The sequence below is a fragment of the Epilithonimonas hungarica genome (genome assembly GCF_900102265.1).
GTDB classification, from domain to species: domain Bacteria; phylum Bacteroidota; class Bacteroidia; order Flavobacteriales; family Weeksellaceae; genus Epilithonimonas; species Epilithonimonas hungarica.
Window position 1 is genome coordinate 179364 of sequence record NZ_FNBH01000002.1, and the last position, 26210, is coordinate 205573.

A 26210-nucleotide genomic window follows, 5' to 3' on the forward strand; every position below is an offset into this window, starting at 1 on the left:
CAAGTTCTTTTTTTACCACATAGATACATAGTAGTCGCAATCTATAAGGTAAAATAGAAGTTGTTACCATTTAATTTTAATATTTCTATGTGTTTATGTGGTTTTAATAATTTTGTAATTAATCTTCATCAACATTCGCTCTTTTTGCTATTTTATTTGCCAGCCAACTTACATAGAATAATTGAAAACTATGGTATATCATTATAGGTAACAAAAACAAGACTTTCTGGTCATCCGGAATTCCTAAAACCAAGAGAAATAAACTCCCGTGAACTAAGGATTTCTTTGAACCACAGAAGGTTGTTGTAATGACATCTTTTGGTTTGAAATTCAGTTTTTGTGCTATGAATTTCAGGATGTAATAGGTTGCAAAAAACAAAAAGACAACACTAAAAGCCAAAGCTACAAACACAAATAAAGGCACAGCTACAAAAATATTCTCAATAAACGCTGTTGAAAAACTTTCGTAAACGATGAGTAAAATAATCAGTCGGTCAAATTCGGAAATGATGCTTGCATATTTTATTATCCATTTTTTGAAGATCGGATTAAGTAAAATCCCTAAAATGATCGGTAACAAAACTTTGAGCAACAACTGCTGAATGATTTCAGATTGGTTTCCAGATTCTCCATTTGCTGTCAAGAAAGAACTCATCAAAAGCGGCGTCATTACGATCCCGATAATTCCGGAAATCGATGCATTGAAAATAGCTGAAGTGACATTCCCTTTTGCAATCGAAACCATTACTACCGATGAAGAGACCGTAGAAGGTAAACTTGCCAGAAAAAAAACAGAAAGCCAAATATTGTAATACGGCGTGTCTTTCAGGAACGGATAAAACATCAATGTCAACAAAGGAAAAATAATGAACGTTCCCGACTGAATCAGCAGATGCAGTTTCCAGTTGGAGACATCTTTTACGACTTCTTTAAGATTCAGCTTCAATCCATACAACAGAAAAATCCCGGCAATTCCCCAATCAATAAATCCTGCGAGGTTGAAATATTCATTATAGGACTCGTGAAAAGGAACGACTTTCGCCAACAAGACCATTCCTATCAGCAGGAACAGAAAGGTATTTTGTTTGTTGAAAATCTTGGAAATCCAATGCATTCTTTAGGATTTTGGAGAAAACTTTGTCAAAGCCTTAAACTCTGACAAAGTTTTGATTGATGTAGAAACCCATAGCCCCGATTGCAGTGGAAATCCTTTTTTGCATGGGCTTCGAGAACCTCAGCCTGACAAAACGTTTTGCAAAAAGATTGACTTCGTCGAACCACTTCGCTAGGTCTGCAACGGAAAGCGGAATCAAGCTCCTAACAACTACCCCGTTTTCCGAACAAGTTCGGAACCCACCAATTCGGAGAAGGGGAAATTGTTACTTTACGGGTTTCACAGAAATAGCATAACCGCCACTTCTTACCAAGTGAACCGGCAGTTTTGTTTTGCTGTCAATTGTCTTTTTGTAGATATGATAACTCTGCGGATTATTGATATAATCGGCATTTTTTCCATCTTCGTAGATAGTAGCCTCGTATTTTCTTCCTTTGTCAAGGAATGAGAAATCTACAGTAAAATCTCTGGCATTCTCATCGGTAATTCCTCCAACAAACCAGTTATCTGTTCCTTTGGCTTTTCTTGCGGTATGAATGTAATCTCCAGGTTCTGCCGAAAGGATTTTGGTATCGTCCCAATCTGCAGCTACATCTTTGATAAACTGGAAAGCATCCATGTGTTTTGCGTAATTTTCCGGTAAATCAGCAGCCATCTGCAACGGTTGATACATGACGACATATAATGCTAATTGTTTTGCTAAGGTTGTTTTCACAAAACGATTATCCCCAGGGAAATAGTAATCTAATTTGGTTTGGAAAATACCCGGTGTGTAATCCATCGGTCCGCCCATCCATCTTGTAAACGGAAGAATCGTCTGATGGTCTGGGTTATTTCCTGCAAAAGCTTCGAACTCTGTTCCTCTAGCTGCTTCAGCTGCGATCCAGTTAGGATAAGTTCTGCTTTCTCCACTTGGACGAACAGACTCGTGGGAGTTAACCATGATCTTATATTCCGCTGCTTTTTCTATAATTCTCCTGTAATGATTGATCGTCCATTGGCTGTAATGATGCTCACCTCTTGGAATAATATTTCCTACATAACCTGTTTTAACGGCATCATATCCATATTTATTCATCAACTGGAATGCTTTATCAGCCCATCTTTCGTAGTTGGATGCAGAACCAGAAGTCTCATGATGCATGATCAGCTTGATACCTTTTGAATGTGCATAATCGTTCAGCATTTTGATATCGAAATCCGGATAGGGTGTAATGAAATCAAAAACAAATTCTTTGGAATGACCGAACCAATCTTCCCAACCAATGTTCCAGCCTTCAATTAAAAGTCCCTGGAAACCATTTGCTGCAGCAAAGTCGATATATTCTTTAACTTTTGTATTGTTGGCAGCGTGTTTCCCATTAGGTGTCAATTTGGAAAAGTCCGTTTTTCCAATATGAACATTATCCGCTGTAGAATAGGCCCATTGAGATTTCCCGATAATCATCTCCCACCAGACACCCATATATTTGGTCGGATGGATCCAGGAAGTGTCTTTATATTTTGTAGGCTCATTCAGATTAAATAACATTTTGGAATCCAAAACCTCTTCCGCTTTTGGAGAAACAATAATTGTTCTCCAAGGTGTCACAGATGGCGTCTGGATATACCCTTTCGCGCCTTGAGCATCTGGTGTAAGATGCGTTTTGAATTTGAAATTGGTTGCATCCAACTCCAGATTAGCAGCAGGATAATCAATTACTGCAGCTTCTGCAATATTGACATACAGTGGGTTTGTGCCTTCTTTCTTCATCATCAATGGCATCTGAACACCATTTTTCACCAAATTCTGAGAAGCGTTTCCTTCGTAAGAAGTCGGCCATTTTGCAGGAATTTCAGATAATTTTGAAGTCTGGGTAACATACTCTTCCGTATCATAATCTCCGGCGAGCCACCAGGCTTTCATATCTGTAGGAAGATCAATTTCTGAGTCTTCTTCTTTAATGATGAAATAGTTAAGATTTTTCTGTTGAGGAAACTCATATCTGAATCCTAAACCATCATTGAATAATCTGAATTTTACAATAATGCTTCTGTCGTTTTCTTTTTGGTTAAGGGTAACCGCTAATTCGTTGTAATTATTAATATAGTTTTTCTTTTCTCCAAGAACCGGCTGCCAAGTTTCATTTTTTGAATCCCTTTTTTCAGCAGTTTTCTCAAATCCATAATCAAGGTTTTTACCTTCATTATTTTTATTCTCGATTTCTGAAGCAAACTGGATATCGCCGTCTTTCAACAATCTTAATCCCAATTTGGAATCCTCTACGACAATGCCGCCGTTATATTTTAAATTGTAATAAGGAACACCACTTTTCAACTGGAAATTCATTTCGAATTTTCCGTCCGGCGATTTCAAACTTTGGGCATTGAGCCCCGTAAACATCAAAGAGAACAATACTGCTCCAATGGTGATTTTTTTCATTTTTTCTAAGGTTTATATATGTGTTACAATATAAAAAAAGTGTTGCGGTTTCGCAACACTTTTCCTGATTGATTTGATGATTTATATCTTAACAATTGTGTAAGTTCCCATTTTAAGATCTACAGTAATTGTATAGAAACTGCCTCCTCCGTCAAACGTGATATTACTATTATCATCATTGATTCCAAGGAAACCAGAGTTACCTTCATTGTTTTTATGAATATTTCCCCATTCTTTTCCGGTCCAATCTTGCTGACCTAAGAATTTAAATTGCGCACCATCTGGAAGCTCTCTAATCATTTGAAATTTTCCATTCCCTATAGAATTAAACTCTTCTGCTACATTAGCTTGCCATCCTTGGATTGAACCTACTAAATAAAGTTTCGGAATATCCCAAACAGATTCTGTAGGCGTCACAGTAATTGATTTTTTAGAAAAATCTGCATCGATTACAATTTTATAAATACCCGCTACTCCTGTAAATTTCATATTTTCCGCATCACCAAATTCTACATTAGAAGATGTTGTCTTGAAATATCTGTTTGAAGCATTAGTTCTGGGATCATCAATACTATAGTTCAATGGGTTCCAATCTGCTTGTCCTAGGAATCTGAAATTATCTGGTTGCAGATAAGTATAAATCTCAGAAATGTTATCTTTTTTATACAATTTTGGCGCAGCTCCCGGAGTCCATCCCGCTGCTGTTGCCCCTCCGACCAAGAAGAAGTCGGGATAGTCTACTTGGTAAGGAGTCACTTTAAAAGTAACAACAGCAGATTGAAGTACTATAGAACCTCCTGTAGATGTAGTTGTAGCTGTAATCCTAATATCAATATCATTTGCTTGATTAATAGTTGCTCCGGTATTAACAACGGCTGTATTCAAATCCTTATTTGTCACCTTCAATGACCTTGTAATATTATCAGGATTAGGGTTAGGAATAGTAACTTCTCCTATTGAAACAAAAGATGTTGTTCCTGTTTTTGCAACCTCTACTAAATATTTGACATTTACACCATAGGAAGAATAGTCATTCCAAGTAATAGTTGTAGCTATTGCAGACTGGTCTGCTGAGTTTAAGACCAGAGAAGATCCTGCTGTAGGAGCAGTAACGATTGGACCAGCTATTGGGTATGTAGTAAGATCTAAACTTATGCTATTAGATATTTCCGCTCCTGACTCAATTCTAATATAAACTTTTGTGGGAGAATATGGGGAAAATCCAGCCTGTAATAATGCTGTATTTATAGCTCCTATTGTAGTGATATAATTATTGGTATTTGATGTACCTAATTTAATCTTATTTGCAAAATCTTCGGTCGCGGAAAAAACGACATCATAATTTGAACTTCCTGTCTTATCCCAATTCAGAATAAAAGGATTATCTTTCATTGTTTCATATAGGATATTACTACCCAACGTAGTGTCGTATAGTTTGAAACTGGCTTCTGGTGTTGTCCAGTCTCTGTCTGCATCATTATCGCAAGCAAATATTACTGTCAAAAGAAAAGACGCTAATAATAATTTGAATATATTTTTCATAAATTTTTTAATTAGTAATTAAAGAATATTTTAAAATTATTCTGTAGGAATTAAAGTGTAATGTCCGGTCGAATCATTAAAATAAACATTATAAGTCCATTCTGCCGATACAGGAATATCCGCTCCACCAGATGTACCAACTCCGAAATATTCAGAATTTGTTCCCCAGTTTACATCCCAAGAGTTATTAGCTCTGAATTTTACAACTCCAGTTTTCAGGCTTACTGCCTGAGCAGACTTCCATAGGTGTTGATCAAAAGTAGACTTCGTAAGCTGAATATCAACATTGTCTGTAGCTGTACCATATAAAGATATTGCATCATATGTAGTTACTGGATTATCAATTTTCACCAAAGTATAAGTAAGATCGGATGTATTCACGGATAATTTGTAATACCCTTCTGTAGCAATGCTAATATCACCAGAACCACCATCAGTACTTAATTGTCCATCAGCAGCTCCTTTTCCAAACTGTGCATCCCAAGAACCTTTCACTTTAATCATTTTGAAGCCTCCTGCTTTGAAAAGACCGGTAAACTCATAAACAGATGAATTAGAAGTTTTTAACATCGGTAATAAATTAACATTTGTGGCTAAATTATCCCAGCCTGCTGCTGTTGCATTTCCAATAAGGTATAAATCCACATAGCTATAGATTGGCCTTGCTAAATATGGAGTAATTGTAAGATTAGTCACATTGGATACTTGAGCCAAATCTTTGTTTGCACCCAAATAAGAAGAAACCCTAAAGTACATTTTCTGTGCAACATCGGGAACCAGACCTATTAATTTGGCTGCATTATTCATCTCTAAAGTTGTGAATGCAGAATAATTCTGTGAACGTACTACTGGACCTAAATTTTTAGAATTTTCAAAACTTTCACTAGCACTTATTTCTAATTGATAGGTAATTTCCACAGGAACAGAGTATTCTCCTTTATTCCAAGTAACAGTAAGTGCTGGATTTGAAGGAAAATTTGAATCTAACTCTAGTTTTTTTGTGGAAAGATCCATTAAAATAGGAGCAGATTGAGTATCTATATTAATAATCTCACGATCTTCACACGATATTATTCCTAAAAATAACCCAGTCGCAAGAAAAAAGTGTTTAAATATATTATTTTTCATTGTTATTTAAAATTAAGGATTAATAACCTGGATTCTGTTTAAGATTTGGATTTACCACTAATTCATCATTAGGAATCGGGAATAGATTTCTATATTCTCCAACTGCAACTCCATCTTTTACATTACCTTTCCAGGGCCATAAATAAGCTGAAGATGTAAATTTACCATAACGAATAAGATCTGTTCTTCTTGTCATTTCCCAAGATAATTCCCTAGATCTTTCATCAAGAATAAAATCAAGATTAATCACAGAGATTGAAGAAGCCTTCGCTCTTAGCCTCAAAGCATTCACATAACCAACAGCTGTGGACATACTTCCGCCACCACCACGTAGAACAGCTTCCGCATACATTAGGTAAACATCTGCTAATCTATACAATGGCAAATCTGTTTCTACCCAGTTGTCATGAACACCTGCCGCTCCATTACTCTTTATATTCTTATATTTTATAAAAGCATAACCATCATTGAAGTTACCTAAATCATTAATTTCTAAATTTTGTCCACTTGTATAGAATCTACCTCTAACATCAGATGTCTCAAACCTTTGTACAAATGGCTTGGTTGTTCTAAGTCCCCCCCAACCACTATTTACACCAAAATCTTTCGGGTCCATTGTACCTCCAATTGCGGCATGAACCAAATATGTTGTTCCTCCGTTGGTTTGTGTATTATTTCCATCATAAACAACTGAAAAAATATTTTCAGGGTTATTAAGATTATTATCAGCTAAAAATAGATTTGCATAACTAGGATTTAAACTATAACCTGCATTAATTATTTTTTCACAATTTGCAATAACATCAGCATATCTTTCAGTATTATTATAAACTTTTGAATTAAGATATAATCTTGCAAGCAAAGACCAAGCAGCCGCCTTATCTAATCTTCCATATTCATTAGTCCTTGGAGATTTAAGTTCTGTTTCGGCTTCTTTTAACTGTGTTTCCACATAGTTAAAGAGGTCCGCCCTCGTCATTTGTTTTGGAATTGTGCCAAAAGTAGTTTCGTCTACAAATGGTACATTTCCATACATGTCTAATAAATGATAGTAAGCTTGTGCTCTAAGGAGTTTTGCTTCAGCCCTCATTACTTTTGCTTCATCTAAATTTGCTCCTGAGATGCCATTTTGTGCTAACATCGCATCACTAGTGTTCTTTATGAATTCATTACAATAAGCAATTTCTGTGTATAATCTATAATACATCGCTTTACTAAAATCATTTGCTGGTGTCCAAATCATTTTATGAAATTCATGTAAAGTACCATCATTCCATCCTATTACTGCCTCATCAGTTGTAATAACTTGCATGGTATATAGTAAACGGGTATAAATAGAGAAACCTCCATCAATATCAGCAATATCTCCATTTCCATCACCACTTGATTGTCCCCCTAAAGCCAAACCACCATATAATTTAGCTAATAGATTTTTATAATTTCCAAAATCTTTATAAAGACTTGCTGCCGTAACTTCTGTAATAGGTTCTTGTTTCAAATCATCGACACAAGAAGTAATAATAAGTGATGCACCTAAAATTGCTGTTGCAATTACACTATTTTTTATTCTGAATAATTTCATTGTCTAATTTTTAAAATTGAATATTTAATCCAAGAGAATATATTTTTGGTCTTTGGTAAAAACCATTATCAATATTCCCAAACACTTCAGGATCAACACCAGAGTAATCTGTAATTACAAAAACATTTTGAGCCATTCCATATACTCTAAGATTACTTCCCTTACCAAACGCATCACCAAAATTGTAACCTAGAGTAAGATTATCCATTCTGATAAAAGAAGCATCTTCTACAAAAATATCACTCCAATATTGAGGAGAATTGAATCCATAGTTTGCTGTAACACTAGAAATATTCTGTAGATAATTATTCGTAGAAATACTTTGAGCATTAGCTTGTGATGCAAAGTTGTTATATACATAATTCCCTACCACAGCTCTAAGTGACGTTGACAAATCCCATTTTTTATAATTTAATCTAGTAGAAAAACCAAATGTTGCATCGGGCGTAGTAGATTTATAGAAATATTTATCTGCAATAGAAATCGTACCATCTCCATTTCTATCTACATAAACTCCGTCTAATGGTTTTCCATTATTGTCATAAACCTGTTGATATACAAGGAACCCAAGAGGTGTAAAGCCTACTTGATTAGCTTGCACCTGATTTCCTACACCTCCAGCAATGACATTACCTGCAGGCATAATATATCCAGCCTCCACTTCTCTAAAAGAAGTTACTTTTGGATTATAATGAGCTACATTGAAGCTGAAATCCCAATTAAAGTCTTGTGTCTTGATAGGATTTACATTAATCAAAAATTCTATACCATCAGTTTCCATTTCCCCAACATTTTTCCAATTTTTGTTACTAAATTCTCCTGCTGGAACTCCTACATAACCCAATAAATTTTTTGTTTTCTTCTTGAACCAATCAACAGACCCAGTAATTCTATTATTTAATAATCCAAAATCTAGCCCAGCATTGATGGTTTGTGTTGTTTCCCAAGTAAGAGTTGGATTATATTGAGTAGGGCGATACATAAAATAAAACTGATCACCAAAACCATAATATGCGCCCTGCTCACTAAATCCATATGAAGCAAAAGAATTATACCAACTTTTTGGATTATTTGCATCACCTATCTCCTGTTGACCTGTTTCTCCCCAGCCACCCCGTAGCTTAAGATCAGAAATTATATTTGAACTTTTTAAGAAGTTTTCTTCTTTAATTTTCCAAGCTCCAGATATAGATGGGAAAGTGCCCCAGATATTACTTAAATCATCTGTACCATTATAAAATCTTGAAGTGGCATCTCTTCTTATAGCACCAGTCACAATATACTTATTAGCAATTGTAAAGATTGCTCTACCGTAATACCCTAACAAAGTGAGTTTACCTTCCTGATCGTTAGTGGAAACGGAAGGAAGTGTTCCAAAATAAGTAGTAGCTCCTGGAATTGTATTATGGAATTGTTGATAAGAATACCCAACCATTGCATCTACTTTAGTATCAATCACATCAATATTTTTAACATAATTAAGATATGTTTCTAACAACTTGTTACTTTTCTCCTGAGTATAATCTCTTCTGGTTCCACCATTGTTAAAAGTACCTGCATAGTTTGGATATTCTGTTACTGCTCCTGTACCTTTTTGATAATCATAACCTACATTCACATTCCAATGCAAATCTGGTAAAAAATGAAATTTATAATCCAATTGTAAACCCGCGATTCCTCTAAAAACTGTAGAAACATCTCTTCTTCCTTCTAATGATGCGAGTGGATTTCTTGTAGCATTAGCATTTATTGTATTGGCAGATTGCCACCATTCCCAATAATTATGCACTTGGTTTCCTTGAGATGAGTAATCATGCACAGGTTGCGTCGGATCAAAAAATTGAGAAGCACCAATAACTCCCGCATTAAAGCGGTTCTCTGTCATTGTACCTTTGAAATTCGCAGTAACACTCAAATGATTATCAAAAAATTTTGGTGTTAAATTTAATCCAATCGATGTTCTTCTGAATTCGTTAGTTTTTACAATACCATTTTGTTCATTGTATCCCAAAGATAATCTATAAGGTAATCCCTTTATACCTCCAGACAATGAAACATTATTATCAGTTCCCCAAGCTTTTTGGTAAATTAAATCTTGCCAATTTGTATTCGCTGCTCCTAATTTATCTATAAAACTTTGAGAAGTAGCATTTTCTTGAACAAATCTTCTAAATTCATCAGCAGATAGAACATCTAAATTGTCCATTTTTGTCGATACCGACGCAACAGATGAAAAATTAACTTTCACTTTTCCGGCCGACCCTTTTTTAGTTGTAATCAAAATTACACCATTAGAAGCTCTATTACCATAGATTGCCGCCGCAGAAGCATCTTTTAAAACGTCAAAAGACTCAATATCATTGGGATTAATAAGAGCTAATGGATTTGCAGCTCCAGAAAGACCTCCAAAGTCCATTGGTATTCCATCAATTACAATCAAAGGATCATTACTTGCGTTTAATGATGCCCCTCCTCTAATTCTAATTGTAGAACCCGCCCCGGGGTTACCACCATTGCCTGTAACTGTAACACCTGGTGCCTTACCTTGAATCAATTGATCGGGTGAAGTAGAACCACCATTAAAATCTTTTGAAGTAATAGAAGCAATAGACCCCGTAAGGTCTTCTTTCTTCTGCTTACCATAACCAATCAGCACAACCTGTTCGATCTCGGTTTCTTTTTTTGCCGTATCACTTTGTTGTGCATGTAACATTGATCCGAGCAATAGAAATGCTGGAGCAATTTTTAATACATTATAGTTTCTCACAAAAAATAAATTTTTAAGGTTTATATTATTTTCTAAATTATTCAGAATTACTCTTTATCGAGTTTTCTAATTTATAAAAAAAACAACATTCTGTTAAAATATTTTTAAAATCAGTTACATCAACACAATATTTTAACATAAAAACATCATAATTAAACAATAATAAATTGATAATCAGTTATTTAAAGCAATGTTAATTTTTTTAACAAATATCAGTTTTTAGCATTTTTTCAAGATTTTCATCAACTTTTTCTTCTTCTAAATTAACCAATATTAATCCTATATTAATCAAAAGTGAAACAAATCATAATTTATCGAATGTTTCCTATCCTCAAAAATGCCCTAAAATCCATAACATTAACAATATTCAAAAAATTCAACTATAATAAATTTTTAATTTATTTTTTTAATCAAAACAAAACCAATATATTTATTTTTATCAAACAGTGAAAGAACGAAGATAGGACGAACATAGGATATAGAAAGGACTTATTAACCTACTGAAAAATTTACAAAAATGTTGATTTGAGTTCTTGATAATACTAATCAACCATTCTAAGGGAAAAGTATCATTTTCTTACCTACACATATATTTGACATCTATCCTATTTTTAAAATGAAAATCGTAATTTCGCAACTCAAATTTTCAATTAAAAAATGTCAAACAAAAAAATGATCACCGCCGCTTTACCTTATGCAAACGGACCGGTTCATATAGGGCATTTGGCAGGCGTTTACATTCCTGCCGATGTCTATGCAAGATTCCAGAGAAGAACGGGAAAGGATGTCGCCTTTATTTGCGGTTCGGATGAACACGGGATCCCGATTACCATCAGAGCAAAAAAAGAAGGCGTAACGCCGCAGGATATCGTGGACAAATACCACGGGATCATCAAACAATCTTTCTCGGATCTGGGAATCTCTTTTGACGAATACTCCAGAACGACATCCAAAAAGCATTACGATGTAAGTCAGGATTTTTTCAGGACATTATATAATAAAGGAAAATTCACGGAAGAAGTTTCCGAACAATATTTTGATGAGCAGGCCAATGAGTTCTTGGCTGACCGATACATCGTAGGAACTTGTCCGAATTGCGGCAACGAAAATGCCTACGGTGATCAGTGTGAAAGATGCGGTTCCACCCTTTCTCCATCGGAATTGATCAATCCAAAATCGATGTTGAGCGGAAATGTTCCGGTTCTCAAAGAAACCAAAAACTGGTATCTTCCTTTGAATGAATATGAAGATTTTCTTAACGAATGGATCATCGAAGGTCATAAAGACGATTGGAAAACCAATGTTTACGGACAAGTAAAATCCTGGTTGAATGACGGTCTGAAACCTCGTGCAATGACGAGAGATTTGAATTGGGGCGTTCCTGTCCCGCTTCCTAATGCAGAAGGAAAAGTACTTTATGTTTGGTTTGATGCACCAATTGGTTACATATCCTTCACTCAGGAATGGGCGGAGAAAAACGGAAAAGACTGGAAAGATTACTGGCAAAACGAAAACTCTGATTTGATCCATTTCATCGGAAAGGATAATATCGTTTTCCATTGTATCATCTTCCCAAGTATGATGAAAGCCCACGGCGATTACATTATGCCAAAAAACGTTCCCGCTTTCGAATTCCTTAATCTTGAAAACGAAAAAATATCGACTTCAAGAAACTGGGCGGTTTGGGCACACGAATATGTTGAGGATTTCCCTGGGCAACAGGATGTGTTGAGATACGCACTTCTTTCATCTGCTCCGGAAACCAAAGACAACAACTTCACTTGGAAAGATTTTCAGACCAAAAATAATTCTGAATTGGTTGGGATTTTCGGCAACTTCATCAACAGAGTTGCAGTTTTGATTCATAAATATTATAATGGAATTGTTCCGCAAGGAAATAATAACGTTGAAGAACTGAACGAAATCAAAAAAGCAGCAAAAGAAATCGGAACTTTCCTTGATAATTTCGAATTTAGAAATGCTTTGTCAGCGCTGATGAATTTGGCAAGATTCGGGAACCAATATCTTCAGACCGAGGAACCTTGGAAAACCATTAAAGACAATCCGGAAAAAGCTGCAAACTCTCTATTCATCGGAGCGCAGATTGCTGTGGCTTTGGCTCAGCTATCGGAGCCGTTTATGCCTTTCAGCTCAGAAAAATTACTGAATATGTTCAATGTTCAGAAAACGGACTGGAACGATATTGAAACCAAAAACATCCTGATTGAAAGCGGACATCAAATCAATGAGGCGTCTCTTCTTTTCTCAAAAATCGAAGATGATGTGATCGAGGCCCAAATCCAAAAATTAGAAAACACCAAACAAAATAACAAGAAAACAAATCCTAACGCCAATCCTATGAAAGACGAAATTCAATTTGATGATTTTGCTAAAATCGACCTTAGAACAGCAACCATTCTTGAAGCTGAAAAAGTGGAGAAAGCAGACAAATTATTGAAGTTCAAAGTGGATACAGGTGTTGATATCAGAACGGTTGTTTCTGGTGTGGCAGAGAGCTTTTCTCCTGAAGAATTGATTGGAAAACAAGTCATGATTTTATTAAATCTTGTGCCAAGAAAAATCCGTGGAATAGAGTCTCAAGGAATGTTCTTATTGACGACAAAACCGGACGGAAAATTATCTTTCGTAACGCCTGACGAAACTGTGGAAAACGGAATCGAGATTGGGTAAAAATTGAAATAACATTATTAATACAAAAATCTTTTAGAAATTATCTAAAAGATTTTTTTTGTGCATAATTTTTGATACCGTTTAAAAAAATCTAACCTATTTATGAGAAAAATATATTTCCTATTTCTTTTCGCAACAATTCTTTCGTGTGGGAAACAAGACAATTATGACAAACTAGAAACAGTTAGTGCTATGGCTGCAGTTAGCGAACCTAGTGAAATGGATGCAAAACTACTTCCTTCTCCCGAATCCATCCAAGAAAAAGAAATTTCTGACAATTCTCAAAAGATTCCAAAAAAAATAATTAAAACCGGAAGAATAGAAATTGAAGTTGGGGATATCAACAAAGCTCAAAAAATCATTGTTGAAAATCTCAAAAAATTAAATGCTTACAAACAAGGCGAATTTTTCAGTAATAGTGAAGAGCAAGAAATGCTGAAAATGACCATCAGAGTTCCTAATGAGAATTTTGACAATCTTTTACAGTCAATGGATGAAGGACTTGGAAATGTCATTTCAAAAAATATAGGTACGGATGATGTTACAGAAGAATACACGGATGTTTCTATAAGACTCGAGAACAAATTAGCCTATCTTGAAAAATACAGAGAGCTTCTGAAAAAAAGTACTAATACAAAGGATATTTTAGAAATCCAAGAGAATATCCGTAATCTGGAAGAGGAAATAGAATCTTCAAAAGGAAGGCTGAAATTCATAGATGACAAAGTAAAATACAGCACAATTGAATTAACTTTAATCAAAAACAAACCGAGAAACTCTGTTACCTCTAAGATAGGTTTTGGTAGTCAGTTTATAGATTCAGTGGCGCAAGGCTGGAATAATTTCGTAGGTTTCATTTTAGGATTGATATCTTATTGGCCATTCTTATTAATCATCCCGATTCTAATAATATTACTCAGAAAATGGAGAAATCGAAAAAGAAAATCTAAAGACTAAAATAAAAACCTCGGAGAAATTAACTCCGAGGTTTTTAATTATTTCCTGGTCAGTTTCGCCAGATAAGAATCCTCATCCTGCAGAACTTTTTCAATTTTAAAGCCATTGTTTTCGGCTGCATTTTTCAAAGTATCAAAATCAAGATACAGCCATTTTATCGGTTCTTCAGACTCGCCTTTATAATGAACGATATAATCCAGTTCACCATAATATCCATCCGCAGGAATGTAAACGCCGCCGTCTTCATCTTCGTCAAACATATAAAGAATATCGGTGCTATCAATTAAGATTTGACCTTTTGAACTCAATAAAGAATGAAGTTTTTTAAGATAAATATCGATGACATTCAGGCTTTGAAAAATCCCAGTTCCGTTCATCAATAAAAGAATTGTATCGAAAGTTTCTTCTGAAAAGTGCAGCATATTTTCTGCAACTACATTCTGGACTCCTCTCAGTTTACAAACCTCAACTGACTTTGGGGAAATATCCAATGCTGTAACTTCAAGATTCCTTTCATTCTGAAGATATAACGAATGCGATCCCGCTCCTGCGCCAATATCCAGAACTTTTCCATTGGATAATTTCAAAGCTTTTTGCTCGATTTTATTCATATTCTCAAAATCTCGAAAAAGATAATCCACGGGAAGTTCATCCAATTCAGAGATCGAAGTTTCGGTTTGCAGATCTTCCGGCTTGTCATTGTGATAATAATCCCAAATTGCGCATCCCATTAGGTCTTTCATAGTGGTAATTGTGGATGCAAAGATAAAGTTTAAAATTTTTATTGATGAATATGAATTAACAAAATCCTTCGACTCCGCTCAGGATGACATTTCTAATACTAAAATGTTTTATTTACCATTGTCAAGCTGAGCGGAGTCGAAGCTCTATTAAAAAAGTATTAAATCTTTTTTTGTTTAATTTAATAATCATTACCATTACTTTTTTCTATACTCTTACGGTTCAGATTTTGCTAATAATGCCTAAATTGTATCTCCAATTTGAAATCAATCTATGATAGATAAAAATAAAAACTTCCAGACGGGATTCACGTTCAGTAAGCATATTCCGGAAGAGGTTTCACATTTCGACAGGGTATTTGGCGTTTTCAAAGATTTGCTCATTCACACTTCGGGAGATTTGGACGAGGCCTTTGACTGGCTGGATATGCTCGATAAGGAATACGACATTTTCAATGAAGAATACGGTTTGGACGATTTCATCGAAGACCTCAAAAAACGAGGTTACATCAAAGAAGAAGTTAAAACAGAAGATGGCAATTCCGATTCCGGAAATGGTAAAAATATTCTGACAGCAAAACTGGAAGCAGCTTTGCGGGATTATGCACTGGACCAGATCTTTGGAAAGCTGAGAAAAAGCGGTGTCGGAAATCACAGGATCAACAAAAGCGGTGTCGGTGACGAGAAAGACGGCGAAAACCGAAACTTTCAATTTGGCGATGACCTTGCAATGGTGAACCTAACCGAAAGTATCAAAAACGCACAAATCAACAACGGCATTTCTGATCTGAGACTGACGGAAAACGATCTCATTGTAGAAGAGACCAAACATAAAGCTCAAATGAGTACGGTTTTGATGATTGACATTAGCCACTCGATGATTTTGTATGGCGAAGACCGGATCACACCTGCAAAAAAAGTAGCAATGGCTCTGGTAGAACTCATTAAAAGAAAATATCCGAAAGATTCCATCGATATTATTGTTTTCGGAAACGATGCATGGCCAATTCAGATCAAAGACTTGCCTTATCTGCAAGTAGGCCCTTATCACACGAATACCGTTGCCGGATTGGAATTGGCGATGGATATTCTCCGAAGAAAAAGAAATACCAACAAGCAAATCTTTATGATTACCGATGGGAAACCAAGCTGTCTGAAACTCCCGACCGGCGAATATTATATGAATAGCGTGGGTCTGGATGAGAAAATCGTCTCCGAGTGTCTCAACAGAGCGGCACAAGCCAGAAAGCTGAAAATCCCAATCACCACTTTTATGATTGCACAAGACCCTTATTTGAGACAATTTGTAAAAGCGTTTACGGCTCAAAACAAAGGAAAAGCTTTCTTAACAGGACTTTCAGGTTTGGGGCAAATGATTTTTGAAGATTACGAAAAGAATAGGATTAAAAGAATTTAAGAAAAAACAAATTTTTTCTCGCTGATTTTACTAATTGTGCAGGTTGATTTTAAACTAAATAATTTGCATAATCCACCAAATCTGCGAGAATTAAAAACATTATTAATTAGTAAAAAATGAAGAACGATACAACATTCAAAGAATTAAAAAAATCGGGATACACAGATAAAACAATCAATCAGGAGATCCAGGCAAATCTGATTGCAAAAATAAAATCCAAAGAACCAGTTTTCGAAGGGCTTTGGGGCTACGAAGACACGGTGATTCCACAATTAAAAAAAGCAATACTGGCTGGACATCACATCAATCTTTTAGGATTACGTGGACAAGCAAAAACCAGAATTGCCAGAAGTATGGTCAATCTTCTGGATGAATATATGCCAATTGTAAAAGGTTCCGAAATCAATGACAGTCCTTTCAATCCGATTTCAAAATATGCAAGAGATCTGATTGCTGAACTAGGAGACGAAACACCAATTTCCTGGGTTCATCGTTCGGAAAGATTCTTCGAAAAACTGGCAACACCTGATGTGAGCGTTGCGGATCTGATCGGCGATATCGACCCGATCAAAGCAGCGACCTTGAAACTGCCTTATTCAGACGAACGCGTTTTACATTACGGAATGATCCCGAGAGCTAACCGTTCGATTTTTGTGCTGAACGAATTGCCGGATCTACAGGCGAGAATTCAGGTTTCATTGTTTAATATTTTGCAGGAAGGTGATGTGCAGATCCGAGGTTTTCAGTTGAGAATGCCTTTGGATATTCAGTTTGTGTTTACAGCCAATCCTGAAGATTATACCAACAGAGGAAGTATTGTAACACCTTTGAAAGACAGAATTGGTTCTCAGATTTTCACGCATTATCCAAAAACGATAGCCTTAGCAAGACAGATCACCGAGCAGGAAGCTTTGGTTTCTGAAGATGATAAAGCAAAAATCCAGATTCCGGATTTGGCAAGAAATCTTTTGGAAGAGGTCGCTTTTGCAGCGAGAGAAAGTGAGTATGTGGATGCCAAAAGCGGTGTGAGTGCGAGACTGACCATCAGCGCAATGGAAAATCTAATAGCCGCTGCAAAATTGAGATTATTAGAATCAGATTCAGAAAAGACGAATATCCGTCTGATTGATTTTATGTCGATTGTTCCTTCCATCACCGGAAAAATAGAATTGGTTTATGAAGGCGAACAGGAAGGTGCAGATTATGTTGCAAAAATTTTGATTGATGATGCCATTATGGTTCAGTTCGAAAGTCTTTTCCCACGAATTTCCAAATTGGAAAAAGAAGGATTGAAAACGCCTTACACAGATATCATCCAATGGTTTAACAACAATCATCTGGAACTGAATTATTCTGATAACGATAACGATTTCTACAGCAAATTGGACAGCATAAAACCTCTGACAACTTTGATTGAAGAAAACATTCCTGAATTGGATGATAATGATAAAAACTTCTGCAAAGAATTAGTTCTTTGGGCTTTGACAATCAGTAAAAAATTGGACAAGTCAGAAAATGCCTCTACTTTCAATTTTGAATCAGCTGGGATTGGGCAGTTTTTCAGGAGTTGACGCTTAAAGATTTATAATATCAAAGAAACATAAATTCTCAATAATTTGAGTAATTTGTGTTTCTTTTTTCATTGGATATTCAGCATTTTTTACATTAAGCTTTCATTCTAAATTGTATATTTGTTAAGGCTAAAAAACACAATTTTGGAATTACAGGAACTTTTTGAACGCTTATCGATACTCTGCATTTCGATTTTCACGCTCTATTATTTTTCAAACAGAAACCGAAACATCAGACTACATCCACTTTTGGGATTGATCAGTATTTGTACGTTTTTTATGTGTCTGGTTTTCACAAAGGCAGAATACAGTTTGGGAGTTGGCTTTGGATTGTTTGCCATATTTTCGATTCTGCGTTTCAGGACGGAAACATTTACTATTCAGACGATTGTTTTTCTTTTTGTTTCAATCACACTTTCCCTATTAGACGGGCTTTTGCCTATTAATAATATCAAAATTCTTTTGGGGATCAATCTTACAATTGTTATTATTTATCTCATCCTAAACTACTTCGAGAAAAAATCACCCATTGTTTCTGAGAAAAGCTCGATTGAGGTTATCTCATCTCTAGATTTTCTTCAGCTTGAGGAAGCGGAACGTAAAAAAGTTTTGGCTGAAAAAACTAAATTGAAAAACTTCAGTTATAATATAAAAACTATTAATCTGAATGATAATATTGTTATTTTAAAAGTCTCACATTAAGATCTCATTAATCCATATAAGCTCTTGCCTGTTTTATGTAAAGCTGTTTTTTATCGCCCAGATATTTGAATTCGATGTCTAAAGGATAAGTTCGTTTTACCATTTTCCGTTTCTGCCAAAGGTTATTAAGCTTCCTTTCCAAAGTTGGAGACAGATCAAAAAGTTTCTTGATCTCCGTTTCATTGAGAATCGGTTTCCCATTATTAAGACTTGAAGTGGAACGATAATCTACCACAAATGAACCAAATCCGTTGAAATTATGACCATAAAATTCGTCGCAGGTTACATTAGGTTCAGGCTTCACGACTGACTCTTCGCCTAATTGGACATTCACAGTAATCCCTGCATATCTGTCACGGTACATATTTCTTGTAATCAAGACCCCGTTGGCTTTCTCATCCGGAAATGAGCGATGGACCAAAACTCCCATAGCACAACTCTCATGATTGATTCCGAACAAATCTCTTTCCTGAAACGCACGGAAATTCCAGAAACTCGACCAAACATCCAGAATGGCCTTTTCCACGGTCTTAACTGAATCGCCGATGACTGCCGTTTTAGAATCATAAAGTCCTGCTCCATTGAAACCTTCCATATCTTCCGCATTGGTAGAAGAACGGAATCTGAAATTTTTGAAATCACTTTGAGCATTTAGTTTTTCTTCGACTTTCTTTAGAAGTTCGGGATTCACTTTTGAATTTTTGACTGTTTTTCTAAACGCTTTCAATTCTTTTTCCAAAAGCTTTACAGAATCTTTCGGGATGGCATACAGCGCATTGATTTTGTTTTGAAGGTCGTTTTCCTTGATATGTTCATTAAAATAATAAAACGGAATCGCAAAAGCATATTCGGGTGTTTTGAAAGATTTCATTTCTTTCTGGATCTGTTTTAAAAGACCCAGATTAGTTGCCTTTGAACCGATTGAATTAACGATATTTACTGGAGTTCCTGTTTCCAGATCAACCAAATCTGTCACAGAAAAATCCCTTTTCAGAACTATTTCTTTGACAGCTTTTTTTGCCGGAATTGGTTTCTGTGAAGCTTTCAGTGAATAAGAACTTTCCTTCGTAATCAATTCCACTTTCTTCCCTAAAAGATTATTGACAGATTGCTTATCCCAAACTTTTGTATCCACATACACCGGAATATTTCTGTTTTTCGCTAATAAGACCAAATGGCTCAAAGGTGTCTGAAGCTCTGTAATAATAATTCCTCTTACAGAGGGGATGAATTCCGGAGTCGTATTGATGATAATAATTTCGTTAGACTTTGGATTAAAATCCTCTTTTTTCTGCAAATCATATTTTTTGAGGATCCCAATACCGGAAGCATTTTCAATAGATTGTTGCGTAATTCTTTTGAAAATAAAATCAGAAAGAACAGTTGGGACTTTCAGTTCTTTTTTTGAATTAAGGAGAATGGCGTGTGGCGAATTTAAATAAAACTTAAGTTTATCTTTGAAGTAGACATTCTTGTTGACCTCATTAAAAAAGAAATTGATCAGTCCGGCATTCATCTCATCAGATGCAGCAAGCTCCATTATCCAATCATCAGAATTTTCAAGATAATTGATATTCGCAAGAAGATAAGTCCGCTTACTGGTCTCATTATATGATTGCTTGTTGAACTCACCTATATCTTCATTAAAACCTAAAACCTGCGAACAGAAATCGTAATGATAAGTATACCTCGTACTATTGAAAAAATATAATTTTTTTGCAGCATAATCATACACCACTTTCACAGATTTCATATTGGTAAACTTATCTGTGAGCGGTTTTCCTGAAAGATTCAGAAACTGTTGTTTTTTTGTAATTGAATTGACATAATTGTCCTGCGAATAAGACAGAACAGACAAACACAGAAATAAGAATAGTACGATTTTTTTCATAATTTGTGAAGATTACCTCACAAATGTAGCAATCTATCCCGAATGATGACAAGTTCCAAAATGAAAACCTCAGAGAAAATTTCTCTGAGGTTTTCATTTTTAGCCCCGATAGTAACGGTTACCCCACAGCAAGCCTTGGAAATGGCGGCTGTGCGAGGAGTAATAGTGGATAGCGGGATCAAGCTCCTAAATATTTTAACTGCCTCGAATTACTTGCCAGCTACGACATAAACTTCCTCATAAGGTTGGATGAGCACCCAGCCGTTGCCCGAGAATTTCATCTGGAATTCTTCTCCGCTTCCTCTTCCAATAAGGCTTTTCAGGGAAACGTTGGTTTTCAGTTCTGGTGTCAGGTTTCCGGACCAGGCAACTGTCGCATTTGGGTCTGTGAAAACCGGTGCGTCTGGTGTTACCAGAAGTGTCAATGGATGCCCGTGGGTTGTGATTGCGATGTGACCGGTTCCGCTGAGTTTCACTTGGAAAAGTCCGCCCGCCATAACGCCTGCGATGCTTTTCAGCATTTTGATGTCGCTTTTGATGCTTTGATCGTGGGCAAGAACGTCATTTCCGTTGACTGAGATAGACTCGTTGTTAAGGTGCAGGATTCTTACTTTTTTGCCATTATCAGCCACGTAAAGCCTTCCTGAACCTTCGGCTTTCATCAGCTTGGTTCCTTCGCCGGAAATTGCTTTTTTCAGAAGATTTCCAAGTCCGCCAGAAAGCATCCCTTGTCTTTCAAAATTGATGTTACCAACATAACCGACCATACTGCCAGCCTTGGTCCAAACAGCCTGATTGTTCAGATTAATTTCCAGAAGTTCTGGTTTTTCGAGTTCGAAATAGTCTTTTTCCTGTGGATTTTCTTTTGTTTCGTTTACAAAAGATTCGATTGAAAATTTGCTCATACTTTATTTTTTTAGTTTTACCAAACTACTGATTTTTTTGATAAGATCTATATTAAATAAAAGAAAAACCTAACAAGAATGTCAGGTTTTAAATATAATAAGTAAAAATTTAGTGTTTAAAACTGTCCGCCACCAAGCGCTCGGTAAAATTCGGTAACAGCTTGAAGTTGTTGAAGTTTATCATTAACGCCGGCTAATTTCGCTGCCAACAATGACTGTTCGGAAGTTAAAACATTCACGTAATTTGTATTAGATGAATAGGTTAACAACTCTTTGTTGTACTCCACTGCTTTTTCCAAAGACTGGATCTGAAGCTGTCTTGTTGATTCTTTTTCTTTCGCTTTCTGGTAAGATAATAGTGAATTAGAAACCTCGGAACCTGCTGTCAACAGAGTCTTTTCGAATGTATAATAAGCCTGCATTTTACGAGCTTCCATTATTCTGACTTGCGCTTTTCTGCTTCCCATTTGGAAAATATTCTGCGTCAAAGTTCCTGCTGCAGTGTAGAATAAAGAATTGGTAAAGAAATTTTCCAAAGTTCTGGATGACAATCCCAAAGTTCCCGTGATACTCAACGTAGGATAAACCTGCGCCATTGCCATGTTTTTGTTTTCGAATGCCTGGCGGAAAGTGAGTTCAGCCGCCTGAACATCGGGGCGGTTTTTCAATAACGAAACAGGTACGCCTGTTTTAAGGTCAGTATAAATTACCTGAGAATCAATAGAGTTTCGCTCAATAGATTGCGGATTGTCATTCATTAAAATACTTAAGGAATTTTCCGCTTGTTGAATCTGTAACTCCAAATCCGGAACCGACAACTGTGCCGAATAAAGATTAGCCTTGCTTTGTTCCAAATCTGCGCCGGTAAGATAAGCCGCGTCCATCAATGCCTGCACCGTCTCAACATCTTTCTTGCGAAGTTCAATGGTTTGTTTTGTAATTTCTAATTGTTTATCCAAAGAAATCAACTGATAATACAAAGTCGCAACTTGTGCTACCATTTGTGTCTGAACAGCACGTTTAGCCGCATCGGTCTGAAGAAATCCTGCATAAGCAGACCTTTTCAGAGATTTGATTCTTCCCCAGATATCCACTTCCCAACCTGTAGAAAGCCCCAACCTGTAAACTAACAGATCCGGCATTACAAAATTACCGCCTTGTGCTGCAGCACTATTTTTTGTCTCAGTCGCCGAAGCAGTCACATCCAGACTTGGAAGATTCTGTAATTCTGATTGTTTGAAAACCGCACTGGCTTCTTGAATTCTTGCAATAGCAACTTTTAAATCAAGGTTATTCTGAATGGTTTTATTAATTATATTCTGTAATTTCTCGTCAGTAAAAATCTGATTCCAAGCTAGATTAGCCACAGACGTACTGTCGTTGTTTGTTTTCTGGCGGAAAAGATTATCCTGCCTGCTTTGTTCTACCTGCGGATCCTGATAAGTATCTGTTACTTTACAAGAGTAAAAGAAACCAGCAATACCAGCCAATAGAACTAAATTTATGATTTTAATTTTCATTGTTACTTTTAATTTAGGTTATTCGCTAAGCTCTCCTTCATATTTTTCAAGGTCTTTTTTACCACTCACTTTTTCCTGCAGATACATAAATACCGCAAATAAAATCGGAATAAAGAACACGCCGAAAATCGTTCCGAATAACATTCCCCCAATTGCACCAATACCAATCGATTGGTTCCCGACAGCTCCAGCTCCGGTTGAGATCGCTAATGGAATCAATCCAAAAATGAACGCGAACGATGTCATCAAAATCGGACGAAGTCTTTGTTTCGCTCCACTGATCGCTGAGTGTGCAATTGTGTAACCTTTCTTCCTCGCATCCAGGGCAAATTCTACGATCAAAATCGCATTCTTCGCCAAGAGTCCAATTAACATAATGAGAGAGATCTGCGTATAAATATTATTAGAACCACCAATCCACGCACTGAACATCATTACCCCAGCCAAACCAACCGGCAACGATAACATTACTGCAAATGGTAAAATGTAACTCTCATACTGTGCTGCCAAAAGGAAATAAACGAAGACGCAACATAAAATAAAGATGTAAACAGTTTGTCCTCCTGCAGTAACTTCCTCTCTCGTCAAACCGGAAAATTCGTAACCGTAACCTTGTGGTAAGGTTTCTTTTGCCACTCTTTCAACCGTATTAATAGCATCTCCGGAAGAGAAGCCAGGATTTGGTGTTCCGTTAAGAGAAATTGCTGTAAATAAGTTGAAACGGCCAATTGCTTGTGGTCCGTACACTCTTTTTGCTGTGATAAATCTATTCAACGGTGCCATTTCTCCATTAGAATTTCGAATCTGAATCATATTGAAACTTTCCAGATTTTCTCTATTTTCAAATGGCGCTTGGTAAATCACACGGTATTGTTTTCCGAACAAATTGACATTCGAAGAATAAACTCCACCATAATAACCCTGCATTGTTCCCAAGATATCTGAGACAGAGAATCCAGCAGCCTTTGCAGCAGGAATATCAATATCAATCATATATTGAGGATAATTCGGGTTGAATGATGTGAAAGTTCTCTGGATATCCGGCTGCTGATTCATTTTATCTATGAAATCATTTGTCACTTTGGTCAAATCGGCAATGCTTCCACCTTTCTGGTCCTGAATCTGCATCTCGAAACCTGCAGCATTACCAAAACCTTGCAAAGTTGGCCTTCCGAAGAATGTCATTTTTGCATCTTTGATATCGGCAGTCAATTTGTACATTTTTGCCACAAACGATTGCAGATCCTCGCCTTTTTTGGTTCTGTCTTTCCAGTCTTTCAGTTTTACAATCAGCATTCCGTTATTGGAACCACTTCCACTTATCATACCTCGACCAGAAACTTTGAAAATGTGAAGAACCTCAGGTTGTTTTTCAACAATTTTTTCAACTTTTGCAAGAACTTCTCTCGTTCTGTTTTCATTGGAACCGATCGGAAGCGAGATATCCATAAAAATTCCTCCCATATCTTCACTTGGAACGAAGGATTTCGGTGTGGTATTCATTAACCAAACAAAGATTCCGGCAAATAAAGCCAGACCAGCGAAAGCCATCCACTTCTTTCTCAGTAAAAATAAAATCCCTCTCGAATAACGTTTTACCATCGCATCGAAAATGATGTTGAAATTGGTAAAAAACCTCTGCAAGAAATTCTTATTCTTTTCTTCGTGAGAATGCGGTTTAAGGAAAATCGCACACAAAGCAGGACTTAATGTCAATGCATTGACGGCGGACAATATAATCGAAATCGCTAATGTTAAACCAAATTGCTTGTAAAATACCCCAGCAGAACCAGAGATAAAACTTACCGGAATGAAAACCGCTGCCATTACCAATGTGATACTGATAATCGCACCACTGATTTCGTCCATCGCATTTATAGAAGCTCTTAACGGAGATTTTTCTCCTTGCTCCAGCTTACTGTGAACGGCTTCTACAACTACAATCGCATCATCGACCACAATTCCTACCGCCAAAATCAATGCGAAAAGCGTCAATAAATTAATGGTAAATCCAAAAATACTCAAAAAGAAAAATGTCCCAACAATCGCCACCGGAACCGATATTGCCGGAATCATCGTCGAACGCCAATCCTGTAAGAATAAGAAAACCACGATGAATACAAGAATAAACGCCTCAAACAAGGTGTGAATTACTTTCTCGATTGATGCATCCAAAAAGTCATTGGCATTAACTAACGCCACATATTTTACACCTTTTGGAAAAGATTCCTGTGCTTTGTCCAAAACCGCAATGGATTGGTTAATTACATCCTGTGCATTGGAACCTGCAGTTTGTGCGACTGCCATACCAATCGATGGATGGCCGTCTGTAACACTGGTTCCAGTATAATCCTGCGCACCCAATTCTACTCTGGCAACATCTTTAAGTTTTAAAGTTTGTCCGTTCTCGGTAGCTTTTAGAATGATATTATCAAATTCAGGGATTTCTGTCAATCGCCCTTTATATTTTAAGGTATAACGGAAACTTTCGTTACTTTCATCGCCTAAACTTCCTGGTGCCGCTTCGATATTCTGTTCAGCTAAAACTGTATTGATATCAGAAGGAACTAATCCGTAAGACGCCATTTTATTTGGGTCTAACCAAATTCTTATCGAATAATCTTTTGTACCAAAAACCGTAACATCACCAACGCCGGTTACCCTTTTGATTTGAGGAACAATATTGATGTTGGTATAATTTTGGAGGAAGGTCATATCATAATTTGGATTCTCACTATAAAGCGAGAAAATCAATACATTGGAACTTTGCCTTTTGGTTGTTGTAACTCCGGCTCTTGTAACCTCCGCAGGCAACAAAGGCGTCGCTCTGGAAACCCTGTTCTGTACGTTAACCGCAGCAATATCTGGGTCAACACCTTGTTTGAAGTAAATCGTTACCGAACCAGAACCATCATTAGTAGCAGTAGAGGTCATATAGGTCATTCCTTCTACCCCATTGATTTGCTCTTCTAGCGGAACAATCACACTTTTTAGGATCACATCGGCATTAGCACCTTGATAACTTGCGCTTACAACTACCGTTGGCGGGGCAATATCCGGATATTGTGAAATCGGTAAAGTCACGATTCCCAAGACACCGAGAATCACGATGATAATGGAAATTACAGTGGACAATACCGGACGTTCTATAAATTTTTTAAACATATTTTTTAGAATAAAGGAAAAAAGATGAATGATAAAAGACTTTCAAAATCGAAAGCTTTCAGATTCTCACTTTTGACATTAATAAAATAATTTAGA

16 protein-coding genes are annotated in these 26210 nt (G+C 36.3%); 5 read left to right on the top strand and 11 right to left on the bottom strand.

The genetic code is table 11. From position 1 onward, the window contains the following. Nucleotides 1–118: 118 nt before the first annotated feature. The 6 genes from BLT30_RS08125 to BLT30_RS08150 all read right to left on the bottom strand — a co-directional run bounded on the left by BLT30_RS08125 (nt 119) and on the right by BLT30_RS08150 (nt 10555). On the bottom strand, nt 119–1105 hold the full coding sequence (locus tag BLT30_RS08125; RefSeq protein ID WP_394332199.1) for a bile acid:sodium symporter: 987 nt from the start codon (nt 1103–1105) through the stop codon (nt 119–121). Between the two features lie 274 nt (nt 1106–1379). Continuing rightward, the gene (locus BLT30_RS08130; RefSeq protein WP_089873088.1) at nt 1380–3536 is read right to left on the bottom strand and encodes a glycoside hydrolase family 97 protein; all 2157 of its coding nucleotides are present in this window, start codon (nt 3534–3536) and stop codon (nt 1380–1382) included. An 81-nt stretch (nt 3537–3617) separates the two neighbouring features. Next, nucleotides 3618–5078 carry a SusE domain-containing protein gene (locus BLT30_RS08135; protein ID WP_089873089.1) on the bottom strand — a complete coding sequence of 487 codons (1461 nt, stop codon included), beginning with the start codon at nt 5076–5078 and terminating at the stop codon, nt 3618–3620. Between the two features lie 36 nt (nt 5079–5114). Further along, on the bottom strand, nt 5115–6206 hold the full coding sequence (locus BLT30_RS08140; protein ID WP_089873090.1) for a SusE domain-containing protein: 1092 nt from the start codon (nt 6204–6206) through the stop codon (nt 5115–5117). 19 nt (nt 6207–6225) lie between these two features. Beyond that, the gene (locus tag BLT30_RS08145; RefSeq protein WP_089873091.1) at nt 6226–7788 is read right to left on the bottom strand and encodes a RagB/SusD family nutrient uptake outer membrane protein; all 1563 of its coding nucleotides are present in this window, start codon (nt 7786–7788) and stop codon (nt 6226–6228) included. 10 nt (nt 7789–7798) lie between these two features. After that, nucleotides 7799–10555 (bottom strand): SusC/RagA family TonB-linked outer membrane protein, encoded by a 2757-nt coding sequence (locus BLT30_RS08150; RefSeq protein WP_089873092.1) that lies wholly within the window; start codon nt 10553–10555, stop codon nt 7799–7801. A 657-nt stretch (nt 10556–11212) separates the two neighbouring features. Here BLT30_RS08150 and metG point away from each other — a divergent pair. Both metG and BLT30_RS08160 read left to right on the top strand, forming a co-directional pair. Beyond that, nucleotides 11213–13246: a methionine--tRNA ligase gene (metG, locus tag BLT30_RS08155; RefSeq protein ID WP_089873093.1), complete on the top strand. Its 2034-nt coding sequence runs from the start codon at nt 11213–11215 to the stop codon at nt 13244–13246. Nucleotides 13247–13348: 102 nt separating this feature from the next. Next, nucleotides 13349–14203: a DUF4349 domain-containing protein gene (locus BLT30_RS08160; RefSeq protein ID WP_089873094.1), complete on the top strand. Its 855-nt coding sequence runs from the start codon at nt 13349–13351 to the stop codon at nt 14201–14203. A gap of 38 nt (nt 14204–14241) precedes the next feature. Here BLT30_RS08160 and BLT30_RS08165 read toward each other — a convergent pair whose 3' ends face one another. After that, a complete protein-coding gene (locus BLT30_RS08165; protein WP_089873095.1) occupies nt 14242–14946 on the bottom strand; it encodes a class I SAM-dependent methyltransferase in 705 nt (234 codons plus the stop codon). A 271-nt stretch (nt 14947–15217) separates the two neighbouring features. Between BLT30_RS08165 and BLT30_RS08170 the strand changes: the two genes are divergently transcribed. The 3 genes from BLT30_RS08170 (at nt 15218) to BLT30_RS08180 (ending at nt 18633) form a co-directional block, all read left to right on the top strand. Continuing rightward, nucleotides 15218–16360: a vWA domain-containing protein gene (locus tag BLT30_RS08170; RefSeq protein WP_175487157.1), complete on the top strand. Its 1143-nt coding sequence runs from the start codon at nt 15218–15220 to the stop codon at nt 16358–16360. A gap of 116 nt (nt 16361–16476) precedes the next feature. Further along, complete coding sequence (locus BLT30_RS08175) at nt 16477–17931, top strand: sigma 54-interacting transcriptional regulator (RefSeq protein WP_089873096.1); 1455 nt, start codon at nt 16477–16479, stop codon at nt 17929–17931. Between the two features lie 144 nt (nt 17932–18075). Then, the gene (locus tag BLT30_RS08180; RefSeq protein WP_175487158.1) at nt 18076–18633 is read left to right on the top strand and encodes a DUF4956 domain-containing protein; all 558 of its coding nucleotides are present in this window, start codon (nt 18076–18078) and stop codon (nt 18631–18633) included. 7 nt (nt 18634–18640) lie between these two features. On the opposite strand, the gene BLT30_RS08185 is transcribed toward BLT30_RS08180, so the two are convergent. From BLT30_RS08185 to BLT30_RS08200, 4 genes are all read right to left on the bottom strand, one after another. Further along, nucleotides 18641–20524, bottom strand: coding sequence for a PEP/pyruvate-binding domain-containing protein (locus BLT30_RS08185; RefSeq protein WP_089873098.1), 1884 nt, complete (start codon nt 20522–20524; stop codon nt 18641–18643). A gap of 209 nt (nt 20525–20733) precedes the next feature. Continuing rightward, nucleotides 20734–21429, bottom strand: a complete 696-nt coding sequence (locus BLT30_RS08190) for an AIM24 family protein (protein ID WP_027385018.1) — start codon at nt 21427–21429, stop codon at nt 20734–20736. A gap of 116 nt (nt 21430–21545) precedes the next feature. Further along, nucleotides 21546–22949, bottom strand: a complete 1404-nt coding sequence (locus tag BLT30_RS08195; RefSeq protein ID WP_089873099.1) for an efflux transporter outer membrane subunit — start codon at nt 22947–22949, stop codon at nt 21546–21548. 18 nt (nt 22950–22967) lie between these two features. Further along, nucleotides 22968–26114 carry an efflux RND transporter permease subunit gene (locus tag BLT30_RS08200; protein WP_089873100.1) on the bottom strand — a complete coding sequence of 1049 codons (3147 nt, stop codon included), beginning with the start codon at nt 26112–26114 and terminating at the stop codon, nt 22968–22970. Between the last annotated feature and the right edge of the window lie 96 nt (nt 26115–26210).

What these genes read in the sequence shown, in the direction of transcription:
- BLT30_RS08130 (WP_089873088.1), bottom strand. Translation starts at nt 3,536, where the DNA reads ATGAAAAAAATCACCATTGGAGCAGTATTGTTCTCTTTGATGTTTACG.
- BLT30_RS08135 (WP_089873089.1), bottom strand. Translation starts at nt 5,078, where the DNA reads ATGAAAAATATATTCAAATTATTATTAGCGTCTTTTCTTTTGACAGTA.
- BLT30_RS08140 (WP_089873090.1), bottom strand. Translation starts at nt 6,206, where the DNA reads ATGAAAAATAATATATTTAAACACTTTTTTCTTGCGACTGGGTTATTT.
- BLT30_RS08145 (WP_089873091.1), bottom strand. Translation starts at nt 7,788, where the DNA reads ATGAAATTATTCAGAATAAAAAATAGTGTAATTGCAACAGCAATTTTA.
- metG (WP_089873093.1), top strand. Translation starts at nt 11,213, where the DNA reads ATGTCAAACAAAAAAATGATCACCGCCGCTTTACCTTATGCAAACGGA.
- BLT30_RS08160 (WP_089873094.1), top strand. Translation starts at nt 13,349, where the DNA reads ATGAGAAAAATATATTTCCTATTTCTTTTCGCAACAATTCTTTCGTGT.
- BLT30_RS08165 (WP_089873095.1), bottom strand. Translation starts at nt 14,946, where the DNA reads ATGAAAGACCTAATGGGATGCGCAATTTGGGATTATTATCACAATGAC.
- BLT30_RS08170 (WP_175487157.1), top strand. Translation starts at nt 15,218, where the DNA reads ATGATAGATAAAAATAAAAACTTCCAGACGGGATTCACGTTCAGTAAG.
- BLT30_RS08175 (WP_089873096.1), top strand. Translation starts at nt 16,477, where the DNA reads ATGAAGAACGATACAACATTCAAAGAATTAAAAAAATCGGGATACACA.
- BLT30_RS08185 (WP_089873098.1), bottom strand. Translation starts at nt 20,524, where the DNA reads ATGAAAAAAATCGTACTATTCTTATTTCTGTGTTTGTCTGTTCTGTCT.
- BLT30_RS08190 (WP_027385018.1), bottom strand. Translation starts at nt 21,429, where the DNA reads ATGAGCAAATTTTCAATCGAATCTTTTGTAAACGAAACAAAAGAAAAT.
- BLT30_RS08195 (WP_089873099.1), bottom strand. Translation starts at nt 22,949, where the DNA reads ATGAAAATTAAAATCATAAATTTAGTTCTATTGGCTGGTATTGCTGGT.
- BLT30_RS08200 (WP_089873100.1), bottom strand. Translation starts at nt 26,114, where the DNA reads ATGTTTAAAAAATTTATAGAACGTCCGGTATTGTCCACTGTAATTTCC.